This is a genomic window from Pseudomonas sp. 3B-A001-10F (genome assembly GCF_056313565.1).
In genome coordinates, this window is sequence record NZ_JBQYFW010000008.1 from 6,721 (window position 1) to 31,809 (window position 25,089).

16 protein-coding genes are annotated in these 25,089 nt (G+C 58.6%); 6 read left to right on the forward strand and 10 right to left on the reverse strand.

The window, feature by feature from the left end; genetic code table 11:
• Positions 1 to 21 precede the first annotated feature (21 nt).
• The 3 genes from AC0ZWN_RS10060 to AC0ZWN_RS10070 are packed head-to-tail and all read left to right on the forward strand — an operon-like array spanning position 22 to position 11,904.
• Positions 22 to 3,765, forward strand: coding sequence for a Tc toxin subunit A (locus AC0ZWN_RS10060; protein WP_476334935.1), 3,744 nt, complete (start codon positions 22 to 24; stop codon positions 3,763 to 3,765).
• Complete coding sequence (locus AC0ZWN_RS10065) at positions 3,762 to 7,868, forward strand: Tc toxin subunit A-related protein (RefSeq protein WP_476334937.1); 4,107 nt, start codon at positions 3,762 to 3,764, stop codon at positions 7,866 to 7,868. The genes AC0ZWN_RS10060 and AC0ZWN_RS10065 overlap by 4 nt, the downstream gene beginning before the upstream one ends.
• Positions 7,861 to 11,904 carry an Ig-like domain-containing protein gene (locus AC0ZWN_RS10070; protein WP_476334938.1) on the forward strand — a complete coding sequence of 1,348 codons (4,044 nt, stop codon included), beginning with the start codon at positions 7,861 to 7,863 and terminating at the stop codon, positions 11,902 to 11,904. Before AC0ZWN_RS10065 ends, AC0ZWN_RS10070 begins: the two co-directional genes overlap by 8 nt.
• Here the strand turns inward: AC0ZWN_RS10070 and AC0ZWN_RS10075 are convergent, their stop codons facing one another.
• From AC0ZWN_RS10075 to AC0ZWN_RS10100, 6 genes are read right to left on the reverse strand one after another with little or no spacing between them, the layout of a single operon-like run.
• Positions 11,905 to 13,236 carry a DUF58 domain-containing protein gene (locus AC0ZWN_RS10075; RefSeq protein ID WP_476334939.1) on the reverse strand — a complete coding sequence of 444 codons (1,332 nt, stop codon included), beginning with the start codon at positions 13,234 to 13,236 and terminating at the stop codon, positions 11,905 to 11,907.
• Entirely contained in the window at positions 13,233 to 14,234 is a 1,002-nt protein-coding gene (locus AC0ZWN_RS10080) for an AAA family ATPase (RefSeq protein ID WP_095048231.1), read from the reverse strand. The genes AC0ZWN_RS10075 and AC0ZWN_RS10080 overlap by 4 nt, the downstream gene beginning before the upstream one ends.
• Complete coding sequence (locus AC0ZWN_RS10085; RefSeq protein WP_476334940.1) at positions 14,231 to 15,394, reverse strand: DUF4350 domain-containing protein; 1,164 nt, start codon at positions 15,392 to 15,394, stop codon at positions 14,231 to 14,233. The genes AC0ZWN_RS10080 and AC0ZWN_RS10085 overlap by 4 nt, the downstream gene beginning before the upstream one ends.
• Positions 15,391 to 16,938 (reverse strand): DUF4129 domain-containing protein, encoded by a 1,548-nt coding sequence (locus AC0ZWN_RS10090; protein WP_476334941.1) that lies wholly within the window; start codon positions 16,936 to 16,938, stop codon positions 15,391 to 15,393. Before AC0ZWN_RS10090 ends, AC0ZWN_RS10085 begins: the two co-directional genes overlap by 4 nt.
• The gene (locus AC0ZWN_RS10095) at positions 16,925 to 17,902 is read right to left on the reverse strand and encodes a stage II sporulation protein M (RefSeq protein ID WP_476334942.1); all 978 of its coding nucleotides are present in this window, start codon (positions 17,900 to 17,902) and stop codon (positions 16,925 to 16,927) included. The genes AC0ZWN_RS10090 and AC0ZWN_RS10095 overlap by 14 nt, the downstream gene beginning before the upstream one ends.
• Entirely contained in the window at positions 17,899 to 18,624 is a 726-nt protein-coding gene (locus AC0ZWN_RS10100; protein WP_476334944.1) for an RDD family protein, read from the reverse strand. Before AC0ZWN_RS10100 ends, AC0ZWN_RS10095 begins: the two co-directional genes overlap by 4 nt.
• Before the next feature lie 181 nt (positions 18,625 to 18,805).
• On the opposite strand from AC0ZWN_RS10100, the gene sbcB reads away from it, so the two are divergent.
• Positions 18,806 to 20,236 carry an exodeoxyribonuclease I gene (sbcB, locus tag AC0ZWN_RS10105; RefSeq protein ID WP_095126197.1) on the forward strand — a complete coding sequence of 477 codons (1,431 nt, stop codon included), beginning with the start codon at positions 18,806 to 18,808 and terminating at the stop codon, positions 20,234 to 20,236.
• Between the two features lie 96 nt (positions 20,237 to 20,332).
• Here sbcB and mvaT read toward each other — a convergent pair whose 3' ends face one another.
• Complete coding sequence (gene mvaT / locus AC0ZWN_RS10110) at positions 20,333 to 20,710, reverse strand: histone-like nucleoid-structuring protein MvaT (protein WP_007912775.1); 378 nt, start codon at positions 20,708 to 20,710, stop codon at positions 20,333 to 20,335.
• A gap of 336 nt (positions 20,711 to 21,046) precedes the next feature.
• On the opposite strand from mvaT, the gene purU reads away from it, so the two are divergent.
• Together purU and AC0ZWN_RS10120 are read left to right on the forward strand one after the other, a co-directional pair.
• Positions 21,047 to 21,895 (forward strand): formyltetrahydrofolate deformylase, encoded by an 849-nt coding sequence (gene purU, locus AC0ZWN_RS10115; protein ID WP_007912774.1) that lies wholly within the window; start codon positions 21,047 to 21,049, stop codon positions 21,893 to 21,895.
• An 84-nt stretch (positions 21,896 to 21,979) separates the two neighbouring features.
• Positions 21,980 to 22,156, forward strand: coding sequence for a hypothetical protein (locus AC0ZWN_RS10120; protein ID WP_449123596.1), 177 nt, complete (start codon positions 21,980 to 21,982; stop codon positions 22,154 to 22,156).
• 48 nt (positions 22,157 to 22,204) lie between these two features.
• Here AC0ZWN_RS10120 and AC0ZWN_RS10125 read toward each other — a convergent pair whose 3' ends face one another.
• From AC0ZWN_RS10125 to AC0ZWN_RS10135, 3 genes are read right to left on the reverse strand one after another with little or no spacing between them, the layout of a single operon-like run.
• On the reverse strand, positions 22,205 to 23,200 hold the full coding sequence (locus tag AC0ZWN_RS10125) for a lysylphosphatidylglycerol synthase transmembrane domain-containing protein (protein WP_476334946.1): 996 nt from the start codon (positions 23,198 to 23,200) through the stop codon (positions 22,205 to 22,207).
• Complete coding sequence (locus AC0ZWN_RS10130; protein WP_476334948.1) at positions 23,197 to 23,973, reverse strand: DUF2334 domain-containing protein; 777 nt, start codon at positions 23,971 to 23,973, stop codon at positions 23,197 to 23,199. Before AC0ZWN_RS10130 ends, AC0ZWN_RS10125 begins: the two co-directional genes overlap by 4 nt.
• Entirely contained in the window at positions 23,966 to 25,078 is a 1,113-nt protein-coding gene (locus AC0ZWN_RS10135) for a glycosyltransferase family 4 protein (protein WP_460129964.1), read from the reverse strand. The genes AC0ZWN_RS10130 and AC0ZWN_RS10135 overlap by 8 nt, the downstream gene beginning before the upstream one ends.
• Between the last annotated feature and the right edge of the window lie 11 nt (positions 25,079 to 25,089).

Consider the following 25,089-nt stretch of genomic DNA (forward strand, 5'->3'; position numbering starts at 1 on the left):
ATCGACTCAAGGAATGTGACCATGGCTGATTCACTCCGTCCCGCTGCGCAGTTGTTCATTCAGCTGTTTGGTCAGCAAACGTCCACTGCGCAAAACCGGCTTTCTAAACTCTGGAGTTACGTTGAGGAGGGGGGATCGTTTTTCCCACTGGTCGAAAAGGGTATTCCGTTGCTGGTCGGCGAGTACGGACTTGAGCAGGAAGAGGCGCGACGCTTTTTGCGCCGGGCCAACAGCCTGGCGAGCTATGTGCGGCGTCGGTTTATTGAACATCCTGTGAAGAGGGACAACGCCGGGTCGACAGGACCGTCCAGTGGTTTGATGTCGCTCGTTGACGGGCCGCAACTGGAGCGAATATTCGATCTGCAATTGAGAGCCAAGTGCCCCTCGGATTCTCTGGAGTCCATGTTCGGGCCTTCGGCGTATCTGGTCTTCTTGTATCGCTTGATTCGCGACTTGATCGAATCCGTTGGTGACGACAGCAAGCTGCCGTTGCATGAGCGTCGCACGGATTTGATGACGTTGACGGTCGACAGTAAAGCGGTGAACGCGCCGGAGTCATCAGTCGACGTGATCGTACGCGTGCTACAGGCGTTCATCGCTGCGAACACGGAGGTTCCAATTGAACAGGCATTGATTACAGCACGCTATCCCAACGGTCTGCCGTATTACCAGCATTGGGTCACGGTTGATGGGGTTGCGGGTTTCAGCGGACGATCAGTGGGGGATTTTGCCAACATCGTTGACGGCAAATTCCCCAACTTCTTGCACTCCGCGCCCCTGACCAGGCTTGCCGCTGCTGCTCTGGCGCATGCCTCTCGGCTGGGCCCTTACCAGCAGCGGCTGCTTACTGAGGAATACACATATCCCGAAGATAGGTATCAGTTCTATCTGGAGAACTTTGGCACCGAAGACACTGAGTATCTGAATCTCAATCAGATATTTTTTTTGGCTCAACGTACGAATCTTGTGGCCGAGGAGGTTACAAGTCTTTTTTCGGTTGGGGACTATGCGCCGCGGCGCTCGGACAATGTCGAATACCCTGAAAAGCCCGATGTCCCGGAAGGTGGTCGATCCGGCTCGGTTTACATCAATGATAATGCTCACCCCGCTATCGGTATCACCACGCAGTCAGGGAATAATTTTCATCGGATAATCGTTAATCCCAATACCCCAAGAGGCTTGAATACATTTGATCGACTCAACCGCAAGTTGCGCCTGGACAAATGGCTGAATCTGTCCCCTGAGCAGACTGACGCCCTGTTGGTGGCAGCAATCAGGGCGCAAGCGCGTGGAGCCGAAAAGCCTGAGGTGTGGGCGATTTCGGTCAACGTGATCCATGCATTGGGTCTGTTTCAGCGACTGCGTGAACGCTACAACTGCACGGCGGCGGATTTCGCCGTGTTTCTCGATGAACTGTCACTGTACGGTCGCGGTGATGCCCTGTCGCAGTTCGATCAGGTCTTCAACAATCAGGACAATTATCGCGAGCCGCTGAGACTCGACGGCACACCGTTTGCGCTGATACCGACATCGGATCAAGACAATCTGACGGTCAGCCAGCTATGCAGTGGTTTGGGGATCGATCTTCAGACTTACCACTACCTGGCATTGGCGATAGCCCAGGCTCATGATCTTACCGATAATCTGGTGCGCAGTGCGCCGGTCATTTCCAGTTTTTACCGTCTGGTAAAACTGCCCCGGCTGTTGAATATCACGCCGGTCGAAGGCGTGTTGATGCTCAGTGTGCTGGGGGGAGAAACCTGGCTCAAAGGGCTGGCTGGCAAGCCGCGTATTGTCGACGTGGCGGTTGATGACAGCCGCATTGACGTCACCTCTGGCGATCCGGGTGTGCTGAGCCTGATCGAAGCCATGCAGGCCTGCGTGCAATGGTGCGAGCAAAGCAACATGTCGGTGCTGTGGATGTTGCAGCACGTGAGTGCACCACTGCGTCTGAGCGATTTCTCCCAGCAGGACCAGCAGTTCTTCGACAAGATCGGCACCCTCCTGCCCAGCGCGCGGTTATCCAATAATTCTTTTCTCGTAGCCGGTATTCCGCCGGCCGGAGAAAGCGACTGGCTGGATTTACTGTCGATTGACAGTGAGGGGCTGGCGCCGGTTGTCGATGTCAATGGGCTGATACTGGCCACTGCCATGACGCCGGAGGATTATTCGGCCTTTGCCCGCGAGAAGCTCGAATGGGCCGTCAGGAACGGCCTGGACATTGAGGAAGCCCAGGTCAGCGTCTTGGCCGAGATCATGCTCACCGTTCTTCTGCAGGCCAGAGACGCTCAAGTGTCGCTGGTCAGGGAGTCGCTGGCAGTCTACGCCGGCATCGAGGGCGAATTGGCCGTTCTGGTGCTGAACTGGGTCGATGCTTCGGTGTACCAACTGTTGCGCCAGGTGTATGACCGCACTGACCTCGAACCGCCAGCGACGCAGCGCAGGCGCGACGAACCTTCAGATCCTTTACTCGAATTGCTGGCTGTTGTGCGCCAGCGCGCCGAAGTCGTTTCAATGCTGGGTTTGAGTGCGGCCCTGCTCCGGGATTATCTGGATTATGGATATGAGGCGTGGATCGACCAAAGCATCATCATCATCGATCCCTCTCAAAAATATGTGTTCTCGGTGCGCGTACTTTACGCGATGACCACGCTGACCCGCGCGTTCAGCATGAGTGCACAGCCGGAACAGAAATTGCTGGACTATCTGCGTCAGGTCCATTCGCTTCCTGCCCGACCCAGCGAGGATGCATTGCGGGTGGTGCAGCAGGCAGCAGCCATCAAACTGGCTGAATTCTTTGCCTGGAGCGCGCAGGAAGTCAGCGAATGTGTTCGCCATATCGATCCTGAAACCCAAGTGTTGAAAACCCTGGAACAACTGGATCTGCTGATACGCGTTTACCAGTTGTCGATGCAGACCGGTATGGATGCCCGGACCATTTTGCGGATCGGTACCTTGCCGGAGACAACCGATGCCAGCGAGGCCTATGCCCAGGCAGCTGAACTGGCTTTGCTCAGTCAGACCCAGACGCGTGTGCCTGTCGTGCAAGCACCGGGCGAACTGAAGCAGTTGGTCAGGATGACTTGCGCAGTAGAACCGACGGAAGTCTTCGCTAGTAAAAAAGATGAGAAAGCGATCATTACGATGACGCTCACCGACGCCCGAGGCGCAGCGTTGAAAGGCATCGCTGTTGATTGGCACTCCGAGCTAGGGACCATCAGATCAGGCATCACCGATCCCGAAGGAGTCCTCACGGCTGAGTATTTTCCGGGCACAGTCTTGGGCACGGACAGCCTTTATTTTTCCCTGAGCCTGCTCGAGCCTGAGTGGGCAGTGAGCATCGACGTCATCGCCCACGCCGAGAGCATGAATTTCCCGACCGGGCTTATGTCTCCGGTGCCAACGGAGGTCGTGCCGCTTGGTCAGGAAATCACACTCTACGCCACGATGGTGGACCAGTACGGAAACCTTGGGGCCAACATGCTGGTGGACTGGGCCTGGGAGGTAGAAACAGATCCCGAAGAAAGGCCAACGATCCGTCCGGCACAGGGGTTCACCAATCAGCAAGGTCAAACCACGGTTTATATCACCAGCGATTTCAGCGGTGAATTCGAAGTCGGTATACGCAGCCTGGCAAGCGGCTTGGGGACACTCTTCGAACCCATCAGGTTTGGGGTGACGCAAGGCCGCAGCCACTCGCTTGAACAAGCGTCAACGCCTTCCGCCAGTGACTCGGGAACCTCTTCCACGGAGCAAGGATCATGACATCGAACAACATTGGCCTGTTGCAGGAAAAACGTCGTACCGCGTTGCTTGAGTATTGCATCGGGCAAGTAAAGGCGGAGCGTTACCCGCCTTTGCGGACCCCGGAGGACGTGTTCGAATTGCTGCGCATCGACCCGTTGGACAGTGCTCGTGTGCAGACGTCGGGGGTTGCCGAAGCGATCAGTTGTGCGCAGCAATATATCAGTGCGGTGTACAACAAAATGGAGCCCGGTTTCGAAAACCACGAGTTTCCCTTTGAGCAGCTGGAAAACTGGGCGCTGTACAATAACTACTCGGACTGGGCCGCAGTGCAGATGATCGCGCTCTACCCGGAAAACTACATCAATCCGTTCGTCCGTCAGCGTAAGACGGATCTGTTCAAGGCCCTTGAAAACAACCTCAACCAGGCCCGTTTGAACAGCGATTCGGTTCAAACCGCGCTACAGGATTACTTGCAAGCCTTCGAACAGATCTGCGATCTGGATGTTGTCAGTGGCTACATGGACGGCACGACCCCGGAGCGCGCCGATTATTACTTTGTCGGGCGTCAGCGGGTGCCGCCGTTCCAGTACTTCTGGCGCAAGGCGCAAATCGAGATCACGCCCACGTGTGTGGCCGTCAACCCGGCGGCGTGGAGTGAATGGAAAGCGGTGGATATTCAACCTGCCGGGCGGGTGCTGGACATGCGTCCGGTGGTCTGGAATGGCCGACTGTGTCTGGTCTGGGCGGAGTGGCGGGACAAGGTCGGCGAGATCATCAAAGCCGTCCCCGCGGATCCCTCAAAGGACGACAGATCCCGATTCGTGCCCCATCAGCTGGATATCAATGTGGCCTTCATGAGGCAGAACGGCCAGTGGTCGGCGCCTTTGAATTTACACCATGGCGAGTTTGATGAGGATCTTTCTGCGGGTGCCTGGCTGATTGCAACCGTGTGGGTCGACTCTCAGAATCCCAAAGGCAAGCTCGGGGTATTGCTGGACAATGATAAAACCGGCACAGCTGCCTTGAACGAGACCGCGATCATCGATGTGCTGATGCGCCCCGTTGTTGAAGACGGTGGTACCTGGCTGGAGATGGCCAAGAATGATCGATTTGTTTCTGCCTTGACGGTTCAGCACCCCTTGGGTCTTGAGGTTACTGTGGTCCCAAGTGAGTCACCGTCAGGCTCCATGGCAGCTTTTCTGGGGCTGAACGTCTTCGCCATGCGAGTGGGTGACAAAGACGAGCTGACGGTTGAGGGCTTTTGCAGGCCCACAGGTTTGTCAGAGAAGAATACAAACTTCACCTTGCAGTTGGAGAATTCCGCCGGTGGTGACCCGGTGCCGGTGATGCGTTCGGTGCCTACAGCCGGCGGTTGGACAATGAATTTTTTGGGTACCTTCACTCGACCAAAGGGGACCTGGAACAACGTCAAGTTCACTCTAAGGAATGATACTGAAGGCTTTGGCGGTAAACAGTTTGCTCTGACGATTGTCGATCTCCCGTATTTCCGCGCGCCAACGCTGCTTAAAAACACCACGGATGCCGCCCAGTTCCTCGACTTTCAACTCGGTGATGACTGGGCGTTGCGCTACGTTCGGCTCAATTCGCTGTTCGGTCCCGAGTTGGTCACACGCTCCACTGTCTCTCCTGCGACGCTGATTAATTGGGACTCCCAGCATCTGTCAGAGCCGCCGCCTACCGATGTTGATTTCACGGAACGCAATGGCGCTTTCGACGGTGCCAACGGTCTGTTTTTCTGGGAGCTGTTTTTCCATCTGCCGCATTTGATCGCGACACGCTTGCGTGATGAAGAGCGGTTTGCCGAAGCACAGACGTGGTTGCATTTCATTTTCGATCCCCGGGCCCCTGCCGATAGCAACTCGGTACCCGAGAAACCACGTTTCTGGCGCTGCCGCCCCTTGATCAACGATCTGGGGCATGCCGGTTGTGAAGCCGCGGCGCCCGCCGACCCGGATGCGATTGGATATTCGGCGCCTGTGCATTTGAGGCTGCTGATGTTCATCGAATATGTGAAGAACCTCATGGCCTGGGGGGACTGGCATTACCGCCAACTGACCCGCGAAAGCCTGGTGGCGGCAAAGCTGTGCTATGTACAAGCGGGATCATTGATGGGCAAACCGCCTCTGACTCAAACGGTGAACTTGTGGCAGACCGCGACGCTGGAGAACCTTCTGGCCCAAAGTTGCACGCGTACGGCTCTGGAAGCTTTCGAGCAGACATTGAATTACAGCCTGGCAGATGTTCCGGGCGGCTCCGATACGGCTCCCATGCTGGGCATGTTGGGGTGTCCGCCGTTCAGGGCACCCATCAATGATGAGTTGCTCGCGCGGTTCAACGAGCCGCAGTACCGCATGAACAACTTGCGCAACAACTTGACCATTGATGGCAAGCCCATGCTCCTGCCGTTGTTCAACCCACCGACTGACCCGAACCAATTGCTGCGCGCTCTGGCCGCAGGTGGTGTCGGTGGCGCCAGACCGATGGGCGGACGGCTGGTGGTGATTGCGTTTCGCTGGCGCACGATCTTCGAGGTTGCCTTGCGTGCGGTGCAGGCTCTGCAGGATTACGGCAGCCAGGTACTCAATCTGCTTGAGCGGCGTGATCGTGCCGAGCAGGAAGAGCTGCAGCAAAACCATCTGGTGGAGTTGGGTAACTACGCCAAAACCATGCAGGAGCAATCCATCGCTCAGTTGGAAGCGAGCATGACGGCGCTTGAGCAGAGCCGGACAGTGGCTCGGGAACGGGCTGCTGCTTACGCAGCCCGCTATGACGAAAACGTGTCGGCTGTCGAATATCAGGTCATGGCAAACCTGGACCAGTCCAAAGAGCTGGCGCTGACTGCCAAAATCCTCAAACCGGTAGGCGCGGCCTTGGCGGCCGCGCCCAATATCTTCGGTATGGCGAACGGCGGGTTTCGTATCGACAAAGTTACCGATGCCATCTGCTTTGGCCTGGAGATAGCTTCGTCGATGCTGCAAATCGATGCCGACAAGCAAGCTACCACCGAAGGCTATCGCCGTCGCCGCAATGAGTGGGGGCTGCAACGCGATCAGGCGCTGGCAGAAATTGCGGCCATCGATGCGCAAATCGTCGCGCAGAACCATGCGATTGATGCGGCCAGAACCAACCTTGCGCAAACGCTACGAGCTAACGCTCAGGCGTTGACGATGTACAACTATCTGAAAAAACGCGCGACCAATGCCGAATTGTTCGGCTGGATGCTGGGCCAGCTCAAGGCCTTGCACTATCAGGCTTACGACGCAGTAGTCAGTCTGTGCCTTAGCGCGCAAGCTGCGATGAGCGCCGAAACCGGCGATTACGATTCACATATTCCCTTGCCGCAGGTCTGGCAGGATCAACGCCACGGTTTGACTGCTGGCGAGCATCTGCGCGCGTACCTGCTGCGTATGGAACGTGAGTACTTGCAACGCACCGAGCGGCGTCTGGAACTGGTGAAAACCATCTCGTTGCGTCGCCTGTTCAATGACGCAACTGACCCTCAGGGCGTTGGTAGTTGGGAGGCTGCATTGGCGCAATTGCAGACGAACGGCTCGCTGGAATTCAAACTCACCCAACTGCTGTTCGATCGGGACTATCCGGGACATTTCTGCCGGCAGATCAGTTCGGTGGAAGTCGACTTGCCAGTGCTGACGGGGCCTTTCGAGGACGTGCGCGCGACCTTGCTGCAGGTCGGCAGCATGACCGCCAGCCGGGCTTCGGTGCAGTCAGTGCAGTACTTGCACAATCCTGGTCCTGGGGTAGTGGCCCCTTCTGATGTGCTGTTCAACTTGCGTCCGGGCCAGCAGATCGCCCTGTCGGTGGGTATTGCCGACAACGGCATGGCGGCGGCGAAGCCAGACGAAGGTTTGCTCTATCCATTTGAAAATACCGGTGTGGTGTCCGCCTGGGAGCTGAAATGGCCATGGCATAAAGAACCGCCGCAGGAGGCCACGCTGCGCTCGATGAACGATTTCATTTTGCGCATTCGCTACACGTGCAAGAGCGGAGATCAGTCGTTTACCGATTCGGTGAAGGAGTTGGTCAATGCAGCACAAGAGGGCCTGGCCGGCAAGGGCAAGGGAGTGCGCAGTCATGAATAATCCTATCGTTCAGGTGAATGAAAACCTGGTGTGCAACGGTGATTTCGAAGAAAGGTTCGATTGTTGGGCAAAAACGGGGGCGGTTGCCATAGGCCTGGCGTATTACGACAACACGCCTGTCAAGCACATCAAAGCGCCGAAGGGCGCGGGTGTCACGCAGGACGTCACACTTCCCAGAGATCCTGATAGCAATGGTGCTTATTGGCTGAGTTTTCTGTGGGAAAGCAGTTTCAGCCAATCAGGCTGGGTGAGGATTTCTCAGGGAGAAATCGAGCATTACCGCATCGAACTCAAACCCGTGGGTAAACCTGATCAGGCACAACAGCGCGAGGGTTTCGGATCAGCGCCAGAGAGGCGTTTCAGTCCGACCCTGCATGAAGTGGAACTGACATCGGACATCTCAAGCTCAAAGCCGCTGCGCATCGAAATATACAGCTCGACAGAGTCTTCGAGTCCAAATGGCGAACTCTGGGTTACGCGCGTCAAAGTCGAGTTGAAACTCGCGCCACTTGAGTTGCAGGAAGTTGAGCTGGACGGCATGTCGTTCCCGCCCTTGCGCAAAATGTACCTGTGTCAGGGCGCCAGCAGGGGCGGAGCTTTTGGCAGCGACGCATTGATCACACCCCACGTACTCGGTTTTGTACCTGTGCCGGATAACCCTTGGGACGGCACCCCGGTTGCATTGAGCATCGACAATAACCCGCAGGGCGCGATTGTCGCGACGCCTGCTTGGGACACCCCGCAATCGCTGGACGTGCCATGGACGCTCGATTGCCCGTTAATCGATGATCAGGACTACGAATTCACCCTGAGCTTGCGCAACCGTTACACCGCGCAGGCCTACGAGATCCCCGTATCGCTGGGGCATCATCGACTGATTTTTCGTGAGGTGGTCGAGGCCGCTTACTACCCGTTGATTGAGCAAAGTGTCCGTTTGGGTGTGCAAGTAGCGTCGTATTACACCGGCCAGCCATTTGCCGGGCTTACGGTGAACTGGGCGACCGCCGAGCACGGGGTGTTGGCGGCCACCGTTACTGATGAACAAGGTTGGGCTTACTTCGATTATGAGGCGAAGGCAGCAGGGGACTTCGTTATTGAAGCCTCTGTGGTCAGCCTTTATTACGAGCAGGGTGTGTGGGCTCAGACGTTTGACGTACTGGTACTGGGCGAGGATCCGTGGGCACGGTTGACTGTCCGTGAAAACAACGAAATCAGGGACTGGATTGATAACAGTTATCCGAACCGGGGTTCTACCCATTTCATTGATGTAATGCTGGCGGCCAACAGTCGTCTGCGAGGCAGCGACTTCTATCTGCATTGGCACGGTGACAAGCCTGGGCAACTGGGTGTCGTGGTCAGTCCGCCACTGGAAACATCGGTGCCCATGCCGATCGATGGAGGGGGCACTGCATCCTGGACGCTGAACTGCGAAGACCGGCGCGACGGGATATTCGAGTTGTCACTGGTCTGCTCGAAGCTGTTGTTGCCGTCGCCCAGAAAACGTATGTCGCTGGCGCGCAACAGGATCAGGATCAAAGAGGTGCGTCAGGCCGAGAATAGTCCGGTGGTGGAGGAACACGAAAGTGCGTACCTGCGCTTGCAAGTGGTGCATGTTACTGATCAGGGCGACGGCGAACCGGTGATCGGTGCGCTGGTCGAGTGGCAAATGGCCGAAAGCGTCGTGCAGAGCCAAACGGGAAGCGGTGGTTGGGGGAGCCTGAAGTTTTACACCAGAGAACACGGGATTCATGCGATCACCGCGGCGGTGCGAGCGCATGAATCGGCCGAGTCGCATGAGTGCGAATTCAGCGTGACCGCGATTGCCAGGAGTTCATGGAAGGACAAGGTCAACATCACATTTGATCGTGGTCTGATCAACCAGGATCTAGGGGTTGTCTGCAAACGAGGCCTGACCCATTCCCTGGTGGTTACTGCTCTCGCCGACAGTCCTCTTATCGGCCAGGAAATCACGTTGGCATGGGGCATTGACGACCCAGGCATCGGGCTGGTGGTGAGTGAACTTGGCGAGCCCAGGGTATTGCGGGCAGATGAACCGCTGATCTGGACTCTGAGTTCTGAATTCGCCAAGAGCCGCAGCAGCATGTTCGGACTGCGGTTGTTGACCGATTCACTGGAAGATCGAGAGTTGCTCGGCCGCTTGGTTTCACCGGATATTTACGATGAGTTCACTCTGGAACTGGATCATATGAGCACCGACCGAGGTCAGTTGCTGTATCCCTGCCTGGGTGCCGTACACCGGTATATTTTCAGAACCAAAGCACTGAGTGCCCTGGTGGGGCTTGCCATGGATTTGCAATGGTCCGGAACTCCAGCGTCAGAGATGGACATCGTTCTCGACCCGCCTCCACATAGCCACAATGTTATTGATGAAAGTGGCATGACCTGGACACTGGATTGTTCCGATAGTCAGGGGGGCGGGGCGTTCGGTCTGAAATTCTTGACGGGGGGGGCTGGCTCGACGGATGTCACCAGAATGCACTTGGGCCACAACAAACTCAGCATTGAAACCGTACGTGAGTCTGCCGTTTTCCCGATCGTGGGTCAGGACCCAGCATGGATGTGGGCGAAAGTACGTTCGGATTTCTCGGAAGCTGCCATGGTTCAAGTGCCAACGCAGTGGAAGGTGGATGGTCATTCTGAAGAACATGTGACTGCTGACGATGGCTGGGCAGGCTTTGCGTATGGGGCAACCACAGGCGGATCGGCAACGGTTGAGGTGTCTGTCAGCAGTCCGTATGACAATGCTACAGATACACGTTCGATGGAGGTCTGTTCGCTGGCCGACGATCCGTGGGCTCGATTGCAGTTCAGTATGGACAACGGACCTGCACAGCCTTTCGGCCAGGACACTGGTTTTGCGCGTCGCAAACTGACCCATAGAATCGATGTAACTGCCCCGCAAGACACCTTCTTGTCCGGTCGAAATTTGACGTTGGGCATGGTCGGCACCGGACCTGAGGCACTCGGCATTCGTTTTACTCAGCCCGTACTCGGTTTGCCAAGAGTTTTCAGCCGCGAGGCGGGATTCACCGATTCCTTCATGATCGATGACAAGCGTAACGGCAGTTTCGGCTTGTTTCTGGCCTGCGAAAGCCTGGCTCGATGGTCACCTGTCAATGCAATGTCGGTGGGCGAAGGCGCCCAAGTGGTGAAAATCGCCGAGCGTTCGCGGGTTAGCCAGACGCTGTACTGGGGCGAGGCTGTGTCCGAGCAGATCACCGTTGTTTCGGCCATCAGTGGCAGGCCGATGGCGGGGATGAACGTTGTCTGGCGCAGTGCGGATCTTGGCGAGGTGACGACGACCACCAACTTCTACGGCGTGGCGCGGATCCGCTTTGTGCCCAAGACGCCCGGAGCGGCGCAACTGACCGCGACGGTGGGGGACACGCAGTATTCGGAATCGATTTCGTTGCCGTATTTCCTGCATGAACCTCGACAGATCAAGGAAATGTTCAGCGATGATCTGACCGGTTATCCGGGGCAAGAAATTTCAGCTCAGGCTTTGGTGGTTTCAGCCAATACCGGCGAGCCTTTGGCTAATGTCGAAGTGATGTGGGAATACAACAACACATCTTTACCGGCAACACTGACGGGTACCGATGGGATGGCAACGGTGCGCTTTGTCTTGGGCACTGCAGGTGAGGCAGCGTTGTGGGCGTCGGTAAAGGGCGGCTTGGCTGGCTGGGATGTGGAAACGCTGCGGTTGACTGTCACTGAACGTCCTGCAGTTGTGAAGTCCGTCGTCGCTGCGCCGAATCCGGCTTTCGTGAACGACTGGGTAACCATGACTGCGTTGATCGTAGACAAGGCTTCTGGAGAACCGATGCCGAAAAGGAAAATTCTTGTCTCCATTAACGGCAGGCCATTCATTGATTACAGTACAAATGGCAACGGTAAATACGAAACCTCTTGGAGGGTGATGGATCTGTCGGAAACCGTTTCCCTTGATGTCAAAGTCGAGAATCCTGACGGTACCTCGAGCAGCGGATCTGTGCACGTGCGGATCGAGAGATGATCAAAGCGCCGCACTTCTTTTCCAACTGAGATACCGCGTCACCAGTTCGGCCCCCAGTTCTGCGGGCCGGACATCCACCATCGGAACGCCATGAGCGCTCAACCGCTCATGGAGTTCTGCCCGCTCATTCAGGTAACTCACCGTGCCGCAGTAAGCCAGCGCTTCGGGCAGCGTTTGCACCGTGGTCTGGCGTAACGTGTCCAGCGCTTCTTCGCGCAGACTGGCCACCAACACTCGATGTTGTGCGCTCAGGCGCTTGACCGCGCTCAGCAGCTCCTCATCGTCCTCATCGCGCAGGTTGGTTACCAGCACCACCAGTGCCCGACGCTTCTGTCGGGTCAGCAGTTGATTGGCGGCGGCCTGATAATCGGCAGGGCGCTGCGTGCTGTCGAGGTCATAAACCGTGTTGAGCAGCACGTTCAATTGGCCGCTGCCTTTGACCGGCGCGAGATGGCGTGGGTGTTCGCTAGCGAAGGTACTCAAACCCACCGCATCGCCCTGACGCAAGGCTACATAACTGAGCAACAGGCAGGCATTGAGCGCGTGGTCGAAGTGCGACAGTTCATCGTCCTGGCTGCGCATGCGTCGGCCACAGTCGAGCAGGAAGATGATCTGCTGATCGCGCTCGTCCTGATATTCACGGGCAATCGGTGAGCGCTGGCGTGCGGTGGCTTTCCAGTCGATCTGGCGCAGGCTGTCGCCTTCTCGAAACTCGCGCAATTGATGGAATTCCAGGCCCTGACCGCGCCGTTGCCGTTGGCGCACGCCGAGCTGGCTGAGCCAATTGTCCACCGCCAGCAACTCACCGCCGTAGAGCCGGGCGAAGTCGGGGTAGATGCGGGTCTGGTCGCTGACCCTGAGCAAGCGTTTGCCTGACCATAATCCCAAGGGGCTGGGCAGGTTGACTTCGCAGTGGGCGAAGCTGAAATGCCCGCGTTTCAGTGGGCGCAGGCGGTAGCCGAGCAGGCTGCGCTGGCCGGGTTGCAATTCAATCGACAGCGGCAGGTTTTCGAAGCTCAGGCCTTCTGGCGGGTGGTCGAAGAGTCGAATGTGCATCGGTTCGCTGAAGTCGTGTTCGACTTCCAGGCGCACCTCACTCCATCGGCCGAGCGCCAGACTGCCGGGCATCTGCCGGGTGATGCGCGGTGTTGGCAAACGGTGCAGACGCAACGCATCCAGCGCCGCCAGAGCCAGCAGCGCGAGCAGCAAACCCCAGTTGATCGATATCAGGCTCGCCGGAGTGTCGATCAGCAGTGCGCGCAACGTGCCCAGCACAATGCCGATGAGCAGCAGCAAGGCCAGCCAGATCAACAGCAGGCGCGAGGGTTTCACAGGCGCGGCGCCGGAACTTGGTCGAGTAATTGTGCGAGCACTTGATCGACCTGCAGGCCTTCGATGTCCAGCTCCGGCGCGATGCGTACGCGATGGCGCAGCACGGCCAGCGCGCAGCCCTTGATGTCGTCGGGAATCACGAACTCGCCGCCACGCAACAAGGCGCGGGCACGGGCGCAACGCACCAGAGCAATCGAGGCGCGCGGCCCGGCGCCCAGGGTCAGCCCCGGCCAGGTGCGCGTGGCGCGCGCCAGGCGCACGGCGTAATCGAGAACCTGATCGTCCAGTGGCAAATCACTGGCAATCCGTTGCAGGGCTTGCACATCCTTGGCTTGCAACACGGTGCGCAGCGGTTGCACATCGAGCATGTCGGCGCGGGTCGAGCGGCAGACCTGGCGCACCATGTTCAGCTCCTGATCGGCGTCGGGGTAGTCCATGCGCACCTTGAGCATGAACCGGTCGAGTTCGGCTTCCGGCAGGGGATAAGTGCCTTCCTGTTCGATCGGGTTCTGCGTGGCGAGGACCATGAACGGTTGCGCGATCGGCAGGGCGCGACCTTCGAGCGTGACCTGGCGCTCCTGCATCGCTTCGAGCAAGGCCGCCTGGGTTTTCGCCGGGGCGCGGTTGATCTCGTCGGCCAGCAGCAGATTGGTGAACAGCGGGCCTTTGCGCAGCTTGAACTGCTCGGTTTGCAGGTCGTACACGGCATGGCCGGTGACGTCGCTGGGCATCAGATCCGGGGTGAATTGAATCCGCGCGAACTCGCCGCCGAAACAACGGGCCAACGCCCGCACCAGCAGGGTTTTGCCCAGTCCCGGCACGCCTTCGAGCAGCACATGACCGCCGGCGATAAGCGCCGTCAGCACGTCATCGATCACCTGGTTCTGGCCGATCAGCGCTTTTTGCAATTCACCGCGTACTGCTTGCGCCAACTGGCTGGCACGCTGGCGTTGCTGGGCGGCGTGGCTGGCGCTGCCGGGCTCGATCTGTTCAGTCATAGCGTGTTCCTCAAGGTTTGCAGGTGGGCGACCTGGCGGCAGAAATCGGCGCTGGACAGGCGCCGATCCGGCACCGGGCTCAGGGCCTGGCTGATGGCGCGGGTGGGTTGTCGGGTCAGACGCGACAACGCCAGCCACTGTTCGGCAACGTTCAATTGGTCAAAGCCGGGGTGACGGCGACGGGCACGGCGCAGAACGTCCTGTTGCAGTGCTTGCAGCAACGCCTGCTGGCCGTTGTGGCGCAACAGGAAATCGGCGCTGGCGCGCAGGTGTTCCTGCAATTGCCGGCGTCCACTCGGGGTGGGTAATTGCAGTGGGCCATGACGCACACCGACGTGCCAGAGCCACAGGCCGATCAACGCGAGCAAAGCGACAATGGCTTGCGGGAAGTAGCGCCAGAGCAAGGTCAGCAGGCCATCGTGCTCGGTGTTGTAGATCAATGTGACGTCGGTGTCGGCGCTCAAATACCAGAGCAGCCAGGCGTTGTCGTATTGGCTGATGGTCTTGTTCTTCCACAGCTCGGCGTCGGTGACCACGGTGATCGTGCCCAGGCTGTAGGGCAGCTGCATCATGTGCGTGGCCTTGGCGCTGTTGGCCCAGGCTTGCGCCAGATTCTTCGGGTCGTCGAGGTGGAAGTCGGTGTCGAAGCCAGCGTAGGCCGGTGCGTCTTCGTCTTCCAGATAAAGTCTGGTCAGTTGCGGGAAGCGCTCTGGTTCAGCGTCTGCGGGTAAATCTTTCAGATCCTTGCTCAGGGATTGATGCAATTGCACCCGGTCGAGTAACAAGTCGTTGCTTTGTTTGCTCTGTTCATCCCACAAAGATTCGGCGACGAACACCAGCCGCCCGCCTGCGCGGGTCCAGTTCAACACTTGGTCAACCTGACGCGGGGTCATGCTTGAGCGGTCGTTGAACAACAGCAACGTGTGGCGGCGCGGGTCGATATCGGGGAGTGTCGCGAGGCTTTCGGTATGGCTGACGTTGAGCCCGCGTTCACGTAAAAACAGCTCGGCGGCCAGGTATGGATTGGCTTGCGCGGCGGGCGAGGGCCCGTGATCGACTTCTTCCTGATAAGGCGTGGCGTTGAGGTAGAGGAACACGCTCAGCGTGCCGATTAACAGGGCTATCAACGCAGCCACCCACCACAGTGTCCGGCGATTCAACGGGCGGCTCCGGGACCAAACAAGGCGCGCCAGCCATCGCACAGCTCCTGCTTCAGGGAGGCTGCCGGGACACGATGCCCATAGGCCATGTTCTGCCAATGGGTGGTCAGGCTGCGGCTGAAGGCGAGCAGTTCCGGGCGTTGCAATTGTTCAACGTGCGCGAGTACCTGAAGTTCGGTATCGGCGGGTTTCAGGGTCATGTCGAAGTCGTCGAGCAGATGGCTGAGCAGCCCTCGATACAGCAGGCCCAGCGCTGCACGAGGTTGGCTTTGCCAGAGGTGTTCGGCGCTGCCTGCAATGTCGTCAGGCAAGGTGTCGCGGTTCAAGTCCAGACCGAAGGCTTGTTGCGGCAGCGCGCGTTTCGGTTTGGCAGGCAGTCTCGGACGGCGGCTGACGAACGCTTGGAGATAGTCGCGATAACGCCAGATCAGCCAGCCGAACGCAGCAATCACCGTGCCCCACAACAGCATTTCAATAATCTTCGCCAGTCCATTCAAGTGTTGCCCGTCGAGCCAGTCCAGCAGGGTTTTCAGCCACTGTGGCGCTTCACCCGGCTTCTGCGCTTCGGCAGGTTTCGCCGGGTCGTCGCCAAAGCGATAGCGGGTGACGACTTCCTTGTTCTTGAACGGCGGCTGTTCAAGCAATGCCTTGATGCTGTCCCGTGAGGCCTGGCTGGTGAGTGGTTGATTCAACAAACGCGGTGCCTGCGGACTGTCATCAGGCTCGGCCGCCCAGGTCGACGGCATATTCGGCAGCACCAGAAAGACCGCCAGCATCACTCCCAATACACCGTTGTTCAGGCGCTGTCGCAAGCGGCGAAACACCAGTTCGATATCCCAGGCTTCCAGTTGTGTGCGCCGGTTCAGATATAGGCTGAACCCGCAGGCGACATAGATCGGCTCCCACACCACCAGCACCAGCGCGTAGAAAGCATTGGTCAGGTGTTCGAGCCAGTGCCAGTCTTGATCCGCCGCGAGAATCAGTGACTGCCAGCTCCAATCCGTTTCGATTTGCTCCGGAAGCAACATATAGAACAGCACCATCAAGCCGATCCACAGCGCGGTTTCCAGGTGCACGCCAATGATGGTCAGCCACTGCGCGGCGCCAGCGTTGCGTTGCAGGAGCACGTGCAAGCGTTGTTGCCTGGCGCTGCCATCGAGGCCTTCGAGTTGCACCACCGGCAGCAGAAAACTGCGGCTGAAACTCAGGCGGCGCCAGGTCAGGCTGGCCAGCAGTTGCGGTTTGAGCAGGCGCGGCCATTCGCGCAGAGCTTGCTTGAGTGTAGGTGTTTCGCCAAACAGCGCTTTCGACAGGATGTACAGCGGCAGACGTTCGTACGCCGGTTTCAGCCACCAGAAGATAAACACCGCCAGCGACGGCGAGTCCCATAGCAACAGGCTGAGCAAAGCGAACAGCGGCAGGGTGACGATCGCCCAACTGGTCATCAGCAGACGCCGATGTTGCTGGCTCATCAGCACGCCGAGGTCCATGGCTTCCCAGGTCGTGCGCGGGCGGATCACCACGGTGGCGTCACTCAGGCGCATGGCGGGTCCTTCCGGCGAACAACAGATAGACCGCGACCAACGTCCAAAGCCCGGCGCCGACCAGATACTTGGTCAGTGGTGTGACGCTGGTTTTCGACGACCAATAAGCTTCGATAAACGCGGCAATCAACAGGAACAACATCACCCCGCAGACCAGCAACACGCTTTTGCGTGCGGCGCGTTTCAGCGCTTCGCTGCGGGTCAGCCGCCCGGGTGCGATCAACGCCCAGCCGAGTTCCAGGCCGGCGGCCCCGGCGAGGGCGATGGCGCTGAGTTCAAAGGCGCCGTGGGCGATGACGAATGACCAGAAAGTCTGGCCGAAACCGATCTCGCTGAGATGCCCGGCGACCGCGCCGATGACCATGCCGTTGTAGAACAGAAAGAACGCACTGCCGACGCCTAGCAACAAGCCACTGGCGAAAGTCTGAAAGGCAATGCCGATGTTGTGCATCACGTAGTAACCGAACATTACCCAGTCTTCGCTGGCCGCACGTTCGGCGGGGCGTCCGAGGTGGCCGGCGACCGGGTCGTACATGCCTTGCATCTCGCGCACCTGATCGGCGGGGATCAGGTTGTAGACCAGTTCGGGAAATACATACACCAACACGCCGACGCCGATCAGACTGCCGAAGAACAGCAGGCTGGCGACCAGCACAAAGGGCCATTCGGCACGGACCAGGCGGGGGAAGTCGGCGAGGATGAAACTCAGCAGATTGGCGCCGAGTCGACTGCGGTGACGGTAAAGCTGTTGATGTCCGCGCAGCACTTGTTGTTGCAGCGAATCAATGAGGAAACTGCTGTAGCCGCGATCCTGCGCCAACGCCAGATGCTGGCAAAGCCGGCGGTAGGCTTTGGGGAAACCGGCGACTTGCGAGGTCTCCTTGCCGTGCTCAAGGCGTTCAAGGGCCAGCGCAAAACGCTCCCATTCGGCCTTGTGCCGCGTTTCGAAAAGACTTTGCTTCATGTCGGGCCCAACAAGCCGCGAGCGATGCCATTGAGTTCAGCCACAGCCTTGGGCGCAGAAATGTGCAATGGCTGGGCGAGCAGGGCTGCCAGTTCATTGATCCGTGCAGGCGATAATTCACCTTGGCGCTCGGCAAAACCCAGCACGGCGCGTTGTTCTGCAAGCGTCAGGGGGACGGGCGAACGCCGTGGTTCGGCTTCAGGCAGTTGCGGGCGAGTCAGCGGGCGTTCGCTGTAGACCACCAATGTGCCGGCGGCGATGTCGCCAAGGCGTTTGAAGGTCGGGTGTTGCAGGCAACTGAGGATGCCGAGGAAGTAGCCGAAGGGCAGCAGATCGACAAAACGCAGCAGGTTGCGCAGCAACGAGGCCGACCAGCCAACCGGGGTGCCGTCATCGTGCACCACGCGCAACCCCATCCATTGTTTACCCGGCGAGCGGCCCTGACGCAGCACTTCGAACAGCACCATGTACCACCAGCTGATCGCAAACAGCAGTAGCGAGCCGAGGCCCATGCCGAGCTTGCCGAGAAACGCCAGGGCGATGAACAGCACCCCCATGATCACGCCGCGCAGGGCCAGATCGATCGCAAAGGCTACGGCACGCACCATTAACCCGGCGGGACGCAACGGCAGGTCGATGCCTTCCGGCGTTTCGACCTGATGCCGCGTATCCAGCGGCGGGGCCAGCGGTGCTTTCCTTGGCGGTGCTGTGGTCTCGAGCATGGGCTACCTGGTGTTCGCCTGTTCGGGGTGCAAGTGAGGTCGATGCTAGCAGCCTCTCGGGGGAAAACGACATAACTATGTATTGCACATCGTGAAGTACGAAGTGTTTGAATGACACGAGGCTGGCCGCGAGCGCGGTCGAGCGCCTAGACTTTGCCGATCTTCTGTTCAGGAACCGCCCGTGACTTCAATCTTCTGGTACGACTACGAAACCACTGGCATCAATCCGCGAAACGACCGCCCACTGCAAGTGGCCGGAATTCGCACCGACCATGCGCTCAACGAGATCGACGAGCCGGTCAACCTCTATTGTCAGCCCAGCGAAGACATCCTGCCGCATCCGGCGGCCTGCGCGATTACCGGCATCACCCCGAGCCAGTTGGCCGAAAAAGGCTTGAGCGAGGCTGATTTCATGACGCGGGTGCATGCCCAACTGGCGGCCCCCGGCACCTGTGGCGCGGGTTACAACACCCTGCGTTTCGACGACGAGATGACCCGTTACAGCCTGTATCGCAACTTTTTCGATCCGTACGCCCGGGAGTGGCAGGGCGGTAACAGTCGCTGGGATCTGATCGATGTGGTGCGCGCTGCTTATGCGCTGCGTCCTGACGGCCTGGTCTGGCCGACCGATGACGAAGGTCGGGTGACGCTCAAGCTAGAACGCCTGACCGCCGCGAACAATATCGATCACGGGCATGCCCACGAAGCGTTGTCGGATGTGCGCGCGACCATTGCACTGGCACGGTTGATCCGCGAGAAACAGCCAAAACTCTATGACTGGCTGTTCCAGTTGCGTAGCAAGCAAAAGGTCATGGATCAGATTCGTCTGCTGCAGCCACTGGTGCATATTTCCGGGCGTTTCTCGGCCGCGCGCAGTTATGTCGGTGTGGTGCTGCCATTAGCCTGGCATCCAAAAAACCGTAACGCCTTGATCGTCTGCGATCTGCACCTCGACCCGCAGGGGTTGCTCGATCTGGACGCGCAGACCCTGCGCCAGCGTTTGTACACGCGTCGTGATGATTTGCTGGAAGGCGAATTGCCGGTGCCGCTCAAGCTGATTCACATCAACCGTTGTCCGGTGGTGGCGCCGCTTGCGGTTTTGCGTGCGCAGGATCAGCAACGTCTGGGGCTGGACATGGCGCTTTATCAACAGCGAGCACTGCGGCTAACTGACGCACAGCAAGTTTGGAAAGATAAAGTTGCAGAGATTTATGTCAGCGAAGATTTCATTCCGAGCGAGGATCCGGAACAACAGTTGTACGACGGATTTATCGGTGACCGTGACCGACGTCTATGTGAGCAAGTGAGGAGCGCTGACCCGGCACAACTAGCGCAAGAGCAATGGCCTTTCGATGACGAACGTTTGCCTGAATTACTCTTTCGATATCGCGCACGCAACTTTCCCGAGACGTTGAATTTCGAAGAGCAAGAACGCTGGAGGATATTTTGTCAGCAGCGTTTGTCCACGCCTGAGTGCGGCGCACCGAATACCTTGAAATCTTTTACCGAGGCGGCCGAGCAATGGTCGATTAATGCCACGCCGATGCAGAGTGAGGTGCTCAATGAATGGCAGAATTATGTCCAGGCATTGCGCAAACGTTTGAATCTTTGAAATCGAACATGACCGGGCTTAAATCCCGGGCATAAAAAAACGCCAGCATTCGCTGGCGTTTGTTTTTCGCGGATCGCTCTGCGAAGACGTTGCGGCTTAGCCCAGCAGGGTAGCCCAGCCTTCAACCACGTCACCGCCCCACTTGGCTTTCCACTCTTTCAGAGTTTTGTGGTTGCCACCTTTGGTTTCGATGACTTCGCCGTTGTGCGGGTTTTTGTATTGTTTAACTTTGCGAGCACGCTTGGTGCCGGTAGTTTTTACTGCGCCGCCGCGTACTGCTTTGGTTTTAGCTTCCGGATCCAGCAGCGCGATGATGTCACGCAGGGATTTGGAGTATTCGCCCATCAGGGTGCGCAGTTTGCCTTCGAATTCCAGCTCGGCTTGCAGTTTGTCGTCTTGGGACAGGTTCTTCAAACGGGCTTGCAGCTCTTTGATGGCTTCTTCGGTGGCGCGATATTCGTTGATCAAGGACATGATTACTACCTTAGTAGAGTGCGGGATGGCAGGGGGACAGTGCCGCAATAATAGTCAGGCTGTTTCATCAAGTAAACATTTAACCGGGGTTTTTATTTAAATTAGTTACGAGAAACTGCTCTCTATTGAATATTCAGTTAAATAGTGTGATCGAGTCATCACAGATATTCACAGTTGTCTGATCAAGCGATCCCGCAGGATCAGCACCAGTCTGTCGGTTACTCATCAAGAATCCGTAGCACTGAGCCTGGCGCCTCCCGTTGCTGATCAATACTGCAGTTTTCCTGCGCAGCCGCTAGAATGGCGGCCTTTGCGAAGTTCTGGAGTTTCCCCCTCATGCGCACTTTTCGGCTGGTGATATCTTGCCCGGACCGCGTTGGCATTGTTGCCAAAGTCAGTAATTTTCTGGCAGCCCACAACGGCTGGATCACCGAAGCGAGCCACCACTCGGACAACCAGGTGGGCTGGTTCTTCATGCGTCACGAAATTCGTGCCGATTCGCTGCCTTTCGGTATTGAAGTGCTGCGCGAGAAGTTTGCGCCGATCGCCGAAGAGTTCTCGATGGACTGGCGCATCACCGACACCGAGCAGAAAAAACGCGTTGTGCTGATGGCCAGCCGCGAATCGCACTGTCTCGCGGACTTGCTGCACCGCTGGCACAGCGATGAACTGGACTGCGAAATCTCCTGCGTGATTTCCAACCACGACGACCTGCGCAGCATGGTCGAGTGGCACGGCATTCCTTATTACCACGTCCCGGTCAATCCGCAGGACAAGCAACCGGCCTTCGACGAAGTGTCGCGTCTGGTCAAGCAGCACGATGCCGAAGTGGTGGTGCTGGCGCGTTACATGCAGATCCTGCCGCCAGACATGTGCCGCGAATACGCGCACAAGGTCATCAATATTCACCACAGCTTCCTGCCGTCGTTCGTGGGTGCCAAGCCGTATCACCAGGCGTCGCTGCGTGGCGTGAAGCTGATCGGCGCGACCTGCCATTACGTGACCGAAGAGCTGGACGCCGGCCCGATCATCGAGCAGGACGTGGTGCGTGTCAGCCACAGTGACAGTATCGAAGACATGGTGCGTTTCGGCCGTGACGTCGAGAAGATGGTCTTGGCTCGTGGCCTGCGTTATCACCTCGAAGACCGCGTGCTGGTGCACGGCAACAAGACTGTGGTGTTCTGATCTCAACCCCACGGGCTTGAAAAACCAAGGGTCTGGGCGTTCAATCGTCCAGACCCTTTTTCATTTCAGCTGTGAGGATAAGCCATGGCCGATCCACTGGACAAAGCCACTTCCAAAGCGCCGGCGACGTTGGGCGAAGGGTGTTTGAGTCGATATGATCCCGAGGACATGAGCCCGGAGGATGGCACCGAGTTTCCCGGCGCTGCGGAGTTGTGGGAACAATTGCAAGAGAAGTCCGACGACAACAAAGACGATGCCTGAGGCGCGATCATTTAGGCGCAGCCAAAGGCACGGGGCGCGACCGGACGATCAAGCCTGCCCCACCTTCATCAGTTTCCTCAACAGCGGTCGGCCCAGCATCAACAAAAACACCGGCCCCCCGACCAGCAGATAAAAGTAATACGTCACCACCCGCCAAATCAGAATCGCCGCCGCTGCAGTGGATTTCCCCACCATCGGCGCCAGCAACGCTGCCGACGTCAACTCCGCCGCCCCCGCGCCGCCCGGCAGCAGGCTGAATTGCCCGGCGCCCAGCGAAAGCATCTGCACCAGAAAACTCCACGCCCACTGCAAGTCCGCGCCCAGGCCGCGTAGCGCCAGATACAGCACGCTGTAGCGCAGCAACCAATGCACACACGTCAGGGCGAATACTTTGATCAATGTTTGCCAGGGCAACTTCAATGTATCGGTAAACGCCGCGAGAAAATGCAGCAACTTGCGCGCCCAGCGACGGCGGGTACTGGCCTTGACGTTCATCCTTGCCAGCAGGCGACCGCTCACGCGAATCAAGGTGCGGTGATAGCGCGCGACCAGCACACAACTGAATAAACCGCCGAACAGCGAAATCGCACTGACGGTCAGCAACCACTCGAGGCGATCGCTGAGGTGCTGGAACAGCGCATAAATCAAAATGCCGCTGAGGGCGCAGAGAAAGAACAGCAAATCGCTGAGCTGATCCATGGCAAACACCGCGCTGCCCCGCGCCGGCCGCACGCCGGAGCGGGCCAACAGGGCCATGATCGTCAACGGCCCGCCGCTGCCACCGGGAGTCGCGCAGTAGGCGAATTCGGCGGCCATCACTACACCAAGGCTTTGCAGCGGCGTGACGCGCTCGCGCTGATCACCGAGTAGCAGGCGCAGACGCAAGGTATTGATGCCCCAGCAAAGCAGGATCATGCCGAACATGATCAACAGCCAGTGCAACGGGAAACTCTGCAGCCGCGCCCAGGTGTCGCCGCCACCCAGCACAACCGGAATCAGCACCGCCGCGAGCAGGCCGATCAGCAAGAGAATGCCGCGACTCATGCGGCGCTTCCCAGTTGACCGCGCTGTTGGGCGAGCCAGTGGATTTTGGTCATCGGTACGCGTCCTTCGCTCAGCAGTCGTTCGAGGGTGTGCAGCCAGTAATCACGGGAAAAACCGTGGCGCATGTCCACGGGATGCAAGCCTAGACGAATCATCGGCGCCCGACGCCAACGCTGTTGACGCTGCTCGCTGACAATCTTCGACAGGCCCCTTCGCCAGGCGCTGCGAGCGCTCCAGACCAGACCCGGCGCATCGATCGCGGTGAAATCCGGCAGTCGATACAGATGCTGCGGATCGCTGGTGTAGCACAGGGGCAAACCGCGCAGGGCCTGGCGGGTGCCGTTGCTCATCAACCACGCCGGGGCAACGAAACCGTGCAGTGGCCAGTCGTGGCGCTGGAAGACTTCGATGCCGGTGCGCAGGCGAGCGAGGGCGGTTTCCCGGGACAAACGGTAAAACTCGCCTTCATGGGTGTAAACGCGGCGCATGAACCAGTCGTGCGGCGTCGTCGGGCCGGGCTCCTGGTCATCGTGGAAATAACCGTGCAACGCCAACTCATCGCCACGGGCGACGCGCTCATCGAGCCGTCGGCAAAATGCCGGGTGATCGTCGAGGGCGTTGTGCCGGTGGAAATTCGGAACGACCAGCCACGTGATCGGTACGTTGCCCAAGGCGTCGACGGCCTCGACAAACGGCTGGTAATCCGCCCACGTCGACGGAGCGACGTCGTGCAGCACCAGCAAGACGGCGCGGTCGTTCATCGATTCAACCATTGGCCACCTTGGGCAGCGTATGTCCGAGTACGGCGTGATAGTGGCCCAACAAACTGTCGACCACCGTATCCCACGCATAGTGGGTTTCGACATGCTGGCGCGCCAGTGTGCCAAGTTTGCTACCGCCGCGACTGAACAGTTCGCGCACGGCATTGGCCATTGCTTGCGGGTTGTTCGGTGCGCACAGGAGGCCGCAGGAATCAGTGACGATCTCTTCGAAAGCCCCGGCGGCCACGGCCACCACGGGAATGCCGCAGGCCATGGCTTCGAGGATCACCAGGCCGAAGGTTTCCTGGTCGCCGGCATGCAGCAAGGCATCCGCACTGGCCATCAACTGCGCGACGCGTGGCGCGGGGCAGAATTCGTCGATCACACTGACGTTTTCCGGCACCGCGGTGGGCATCGACGAACCGACCAGTAGCAGGTGATAGCGCGGGCCGAGGCGTTGCATGCATTTGAGCAATACCGGCAGGTTTTTCTCTTTCGAGCCGCGTCCGGCAAAAATCAGCAGCCGGGTGTCTTCGGCGATGCCCAGTTCTGCACGCAGTTGCGGGTCGCGGGCTTTGGGGTGAAAGGTCTGCAGGTCGACGCCCAGCGGTTGCACGAACACATTGCGTACACCGAGGCCGCTGAGCTTGTCGGCCATGATCTGACTGGGTGCCAAAACCCGATCGAAGTTGCCGTAAAGCCTGGTGACATACGCCTCGATATTCGGTGTGACCCAATGGCCCATGCGATTGCCGATCAGCAAGGGCAGATCCGAGTGATAGAAACCGATTACCGGCACATCCAGCTGTCGTCGCGCATCAAGGGCGGCCCAGGCGGTCAGATAAGGGTCGCCGACTTCGATCAGATCGGGCTGTAAATCCTGCAGGACGTTTCGCCATGGCGCGAGGCGAAGGGGGAATCGATAGCCTTTGCCGAAGGGCAGGGCGGGGGCGGGAACCGTGTAAACGCCGTCGTGTTCGCCGAAGTGCGCACCGGGAATCAGCAGGCTGTGGCGGGTACCGGATTTGACTCCGAGCCGGCGGTGTTTGGCATCCAGATAAGTACGCACGCCGCCGCTGGCCGGGGCGTAGAACATGGTGATGTCGGCGATATGCACGGTGATCAACC

Coding starts and splice junctions, on each gene's coding strand:
- AC0ZWN_RS10090 (WP_476334941.1), bottom strand. CDS start 16,938: ATGCGCCTGAGTGACGCCACCGTGGTGATCCGCCCGCGCACGACCTGG.
- mvaT (WP_007912775.1), bottom strand. CDS start 20,710: ATGTCCTTGATCAACGAATATCGCGCCACCGAAGAAGCCATCAAAGAG.
- AC0ZWN_RS10125 (WP_476334946.1), bottom strand. CDS start 23,200: ATGAGTCGCGGCATTCTCTTGCTGATCGGCCTGCTCGCGGCGGTGCTG.
- purU (WP_007912774.1), top strand. CDS start 21,047: ATGCGCACTTTTCGGCTGGTGATATCTTGCCCGGACCGCGTTGGCATT.
- AC0ZWN_RS10120 (WP_449123596.1), top strand. CDS start 21,980: ATGGCCGATCCACTGGACAAAGCCACTTCCAAAGCGCCGGCGACGTTG.
- AC0ZWN_RS10065 (WP_476334937.1), top strand. CDS start 3,762: ATGACATCGAACAACATTGGCCTGTTGCAGGAAAAACGTCGTACCGCG.
- AC0ZWN_RS10100 (WP_476334944.1), bottom strand. CDS start 18,624: ATGCTCGAGACCACAGCACCGCCAAGGAAAGCACCGCTGGCCCCGCCG.
- AC0ZWN_RS10080 (WP_095048231.1), bottom strand. CDS start 14,234: ATGACTGAACAGATCGAGCCCGGCAGCGCCAGCCACGCCGCCCAGCAA.
- AC0ZWN_RS10130 (WP_476334948.1), bottom strand. CDS start 23,973: ATGGTTGAATCGATGAACGACCGCGCCGTCTTGCTGGTGCTGCACGAC.
- AC0ZWN_RS10070 (WP_476334938.1), top strand. CDS start 7,861: ATGAATAATCCTATCGTTCAGGTGAATGAAAACCTGGTGTGCAACGGT.
- AC0ZWN_RS10060 (WP_476334935.1), top strand. CDS start 22: ATGGCTGATTCACTCCGTCCCGCTGCGCAGTTGTTCATTCAGCTGTTT.
- AC0ZWN_RS10095 (WP_476334942.1), bottom strand. CDS start 17,902: ATGAAGCAAAGTCTTTTCGAAACGCGGCACAAGGCCGAATGGGAGCGT.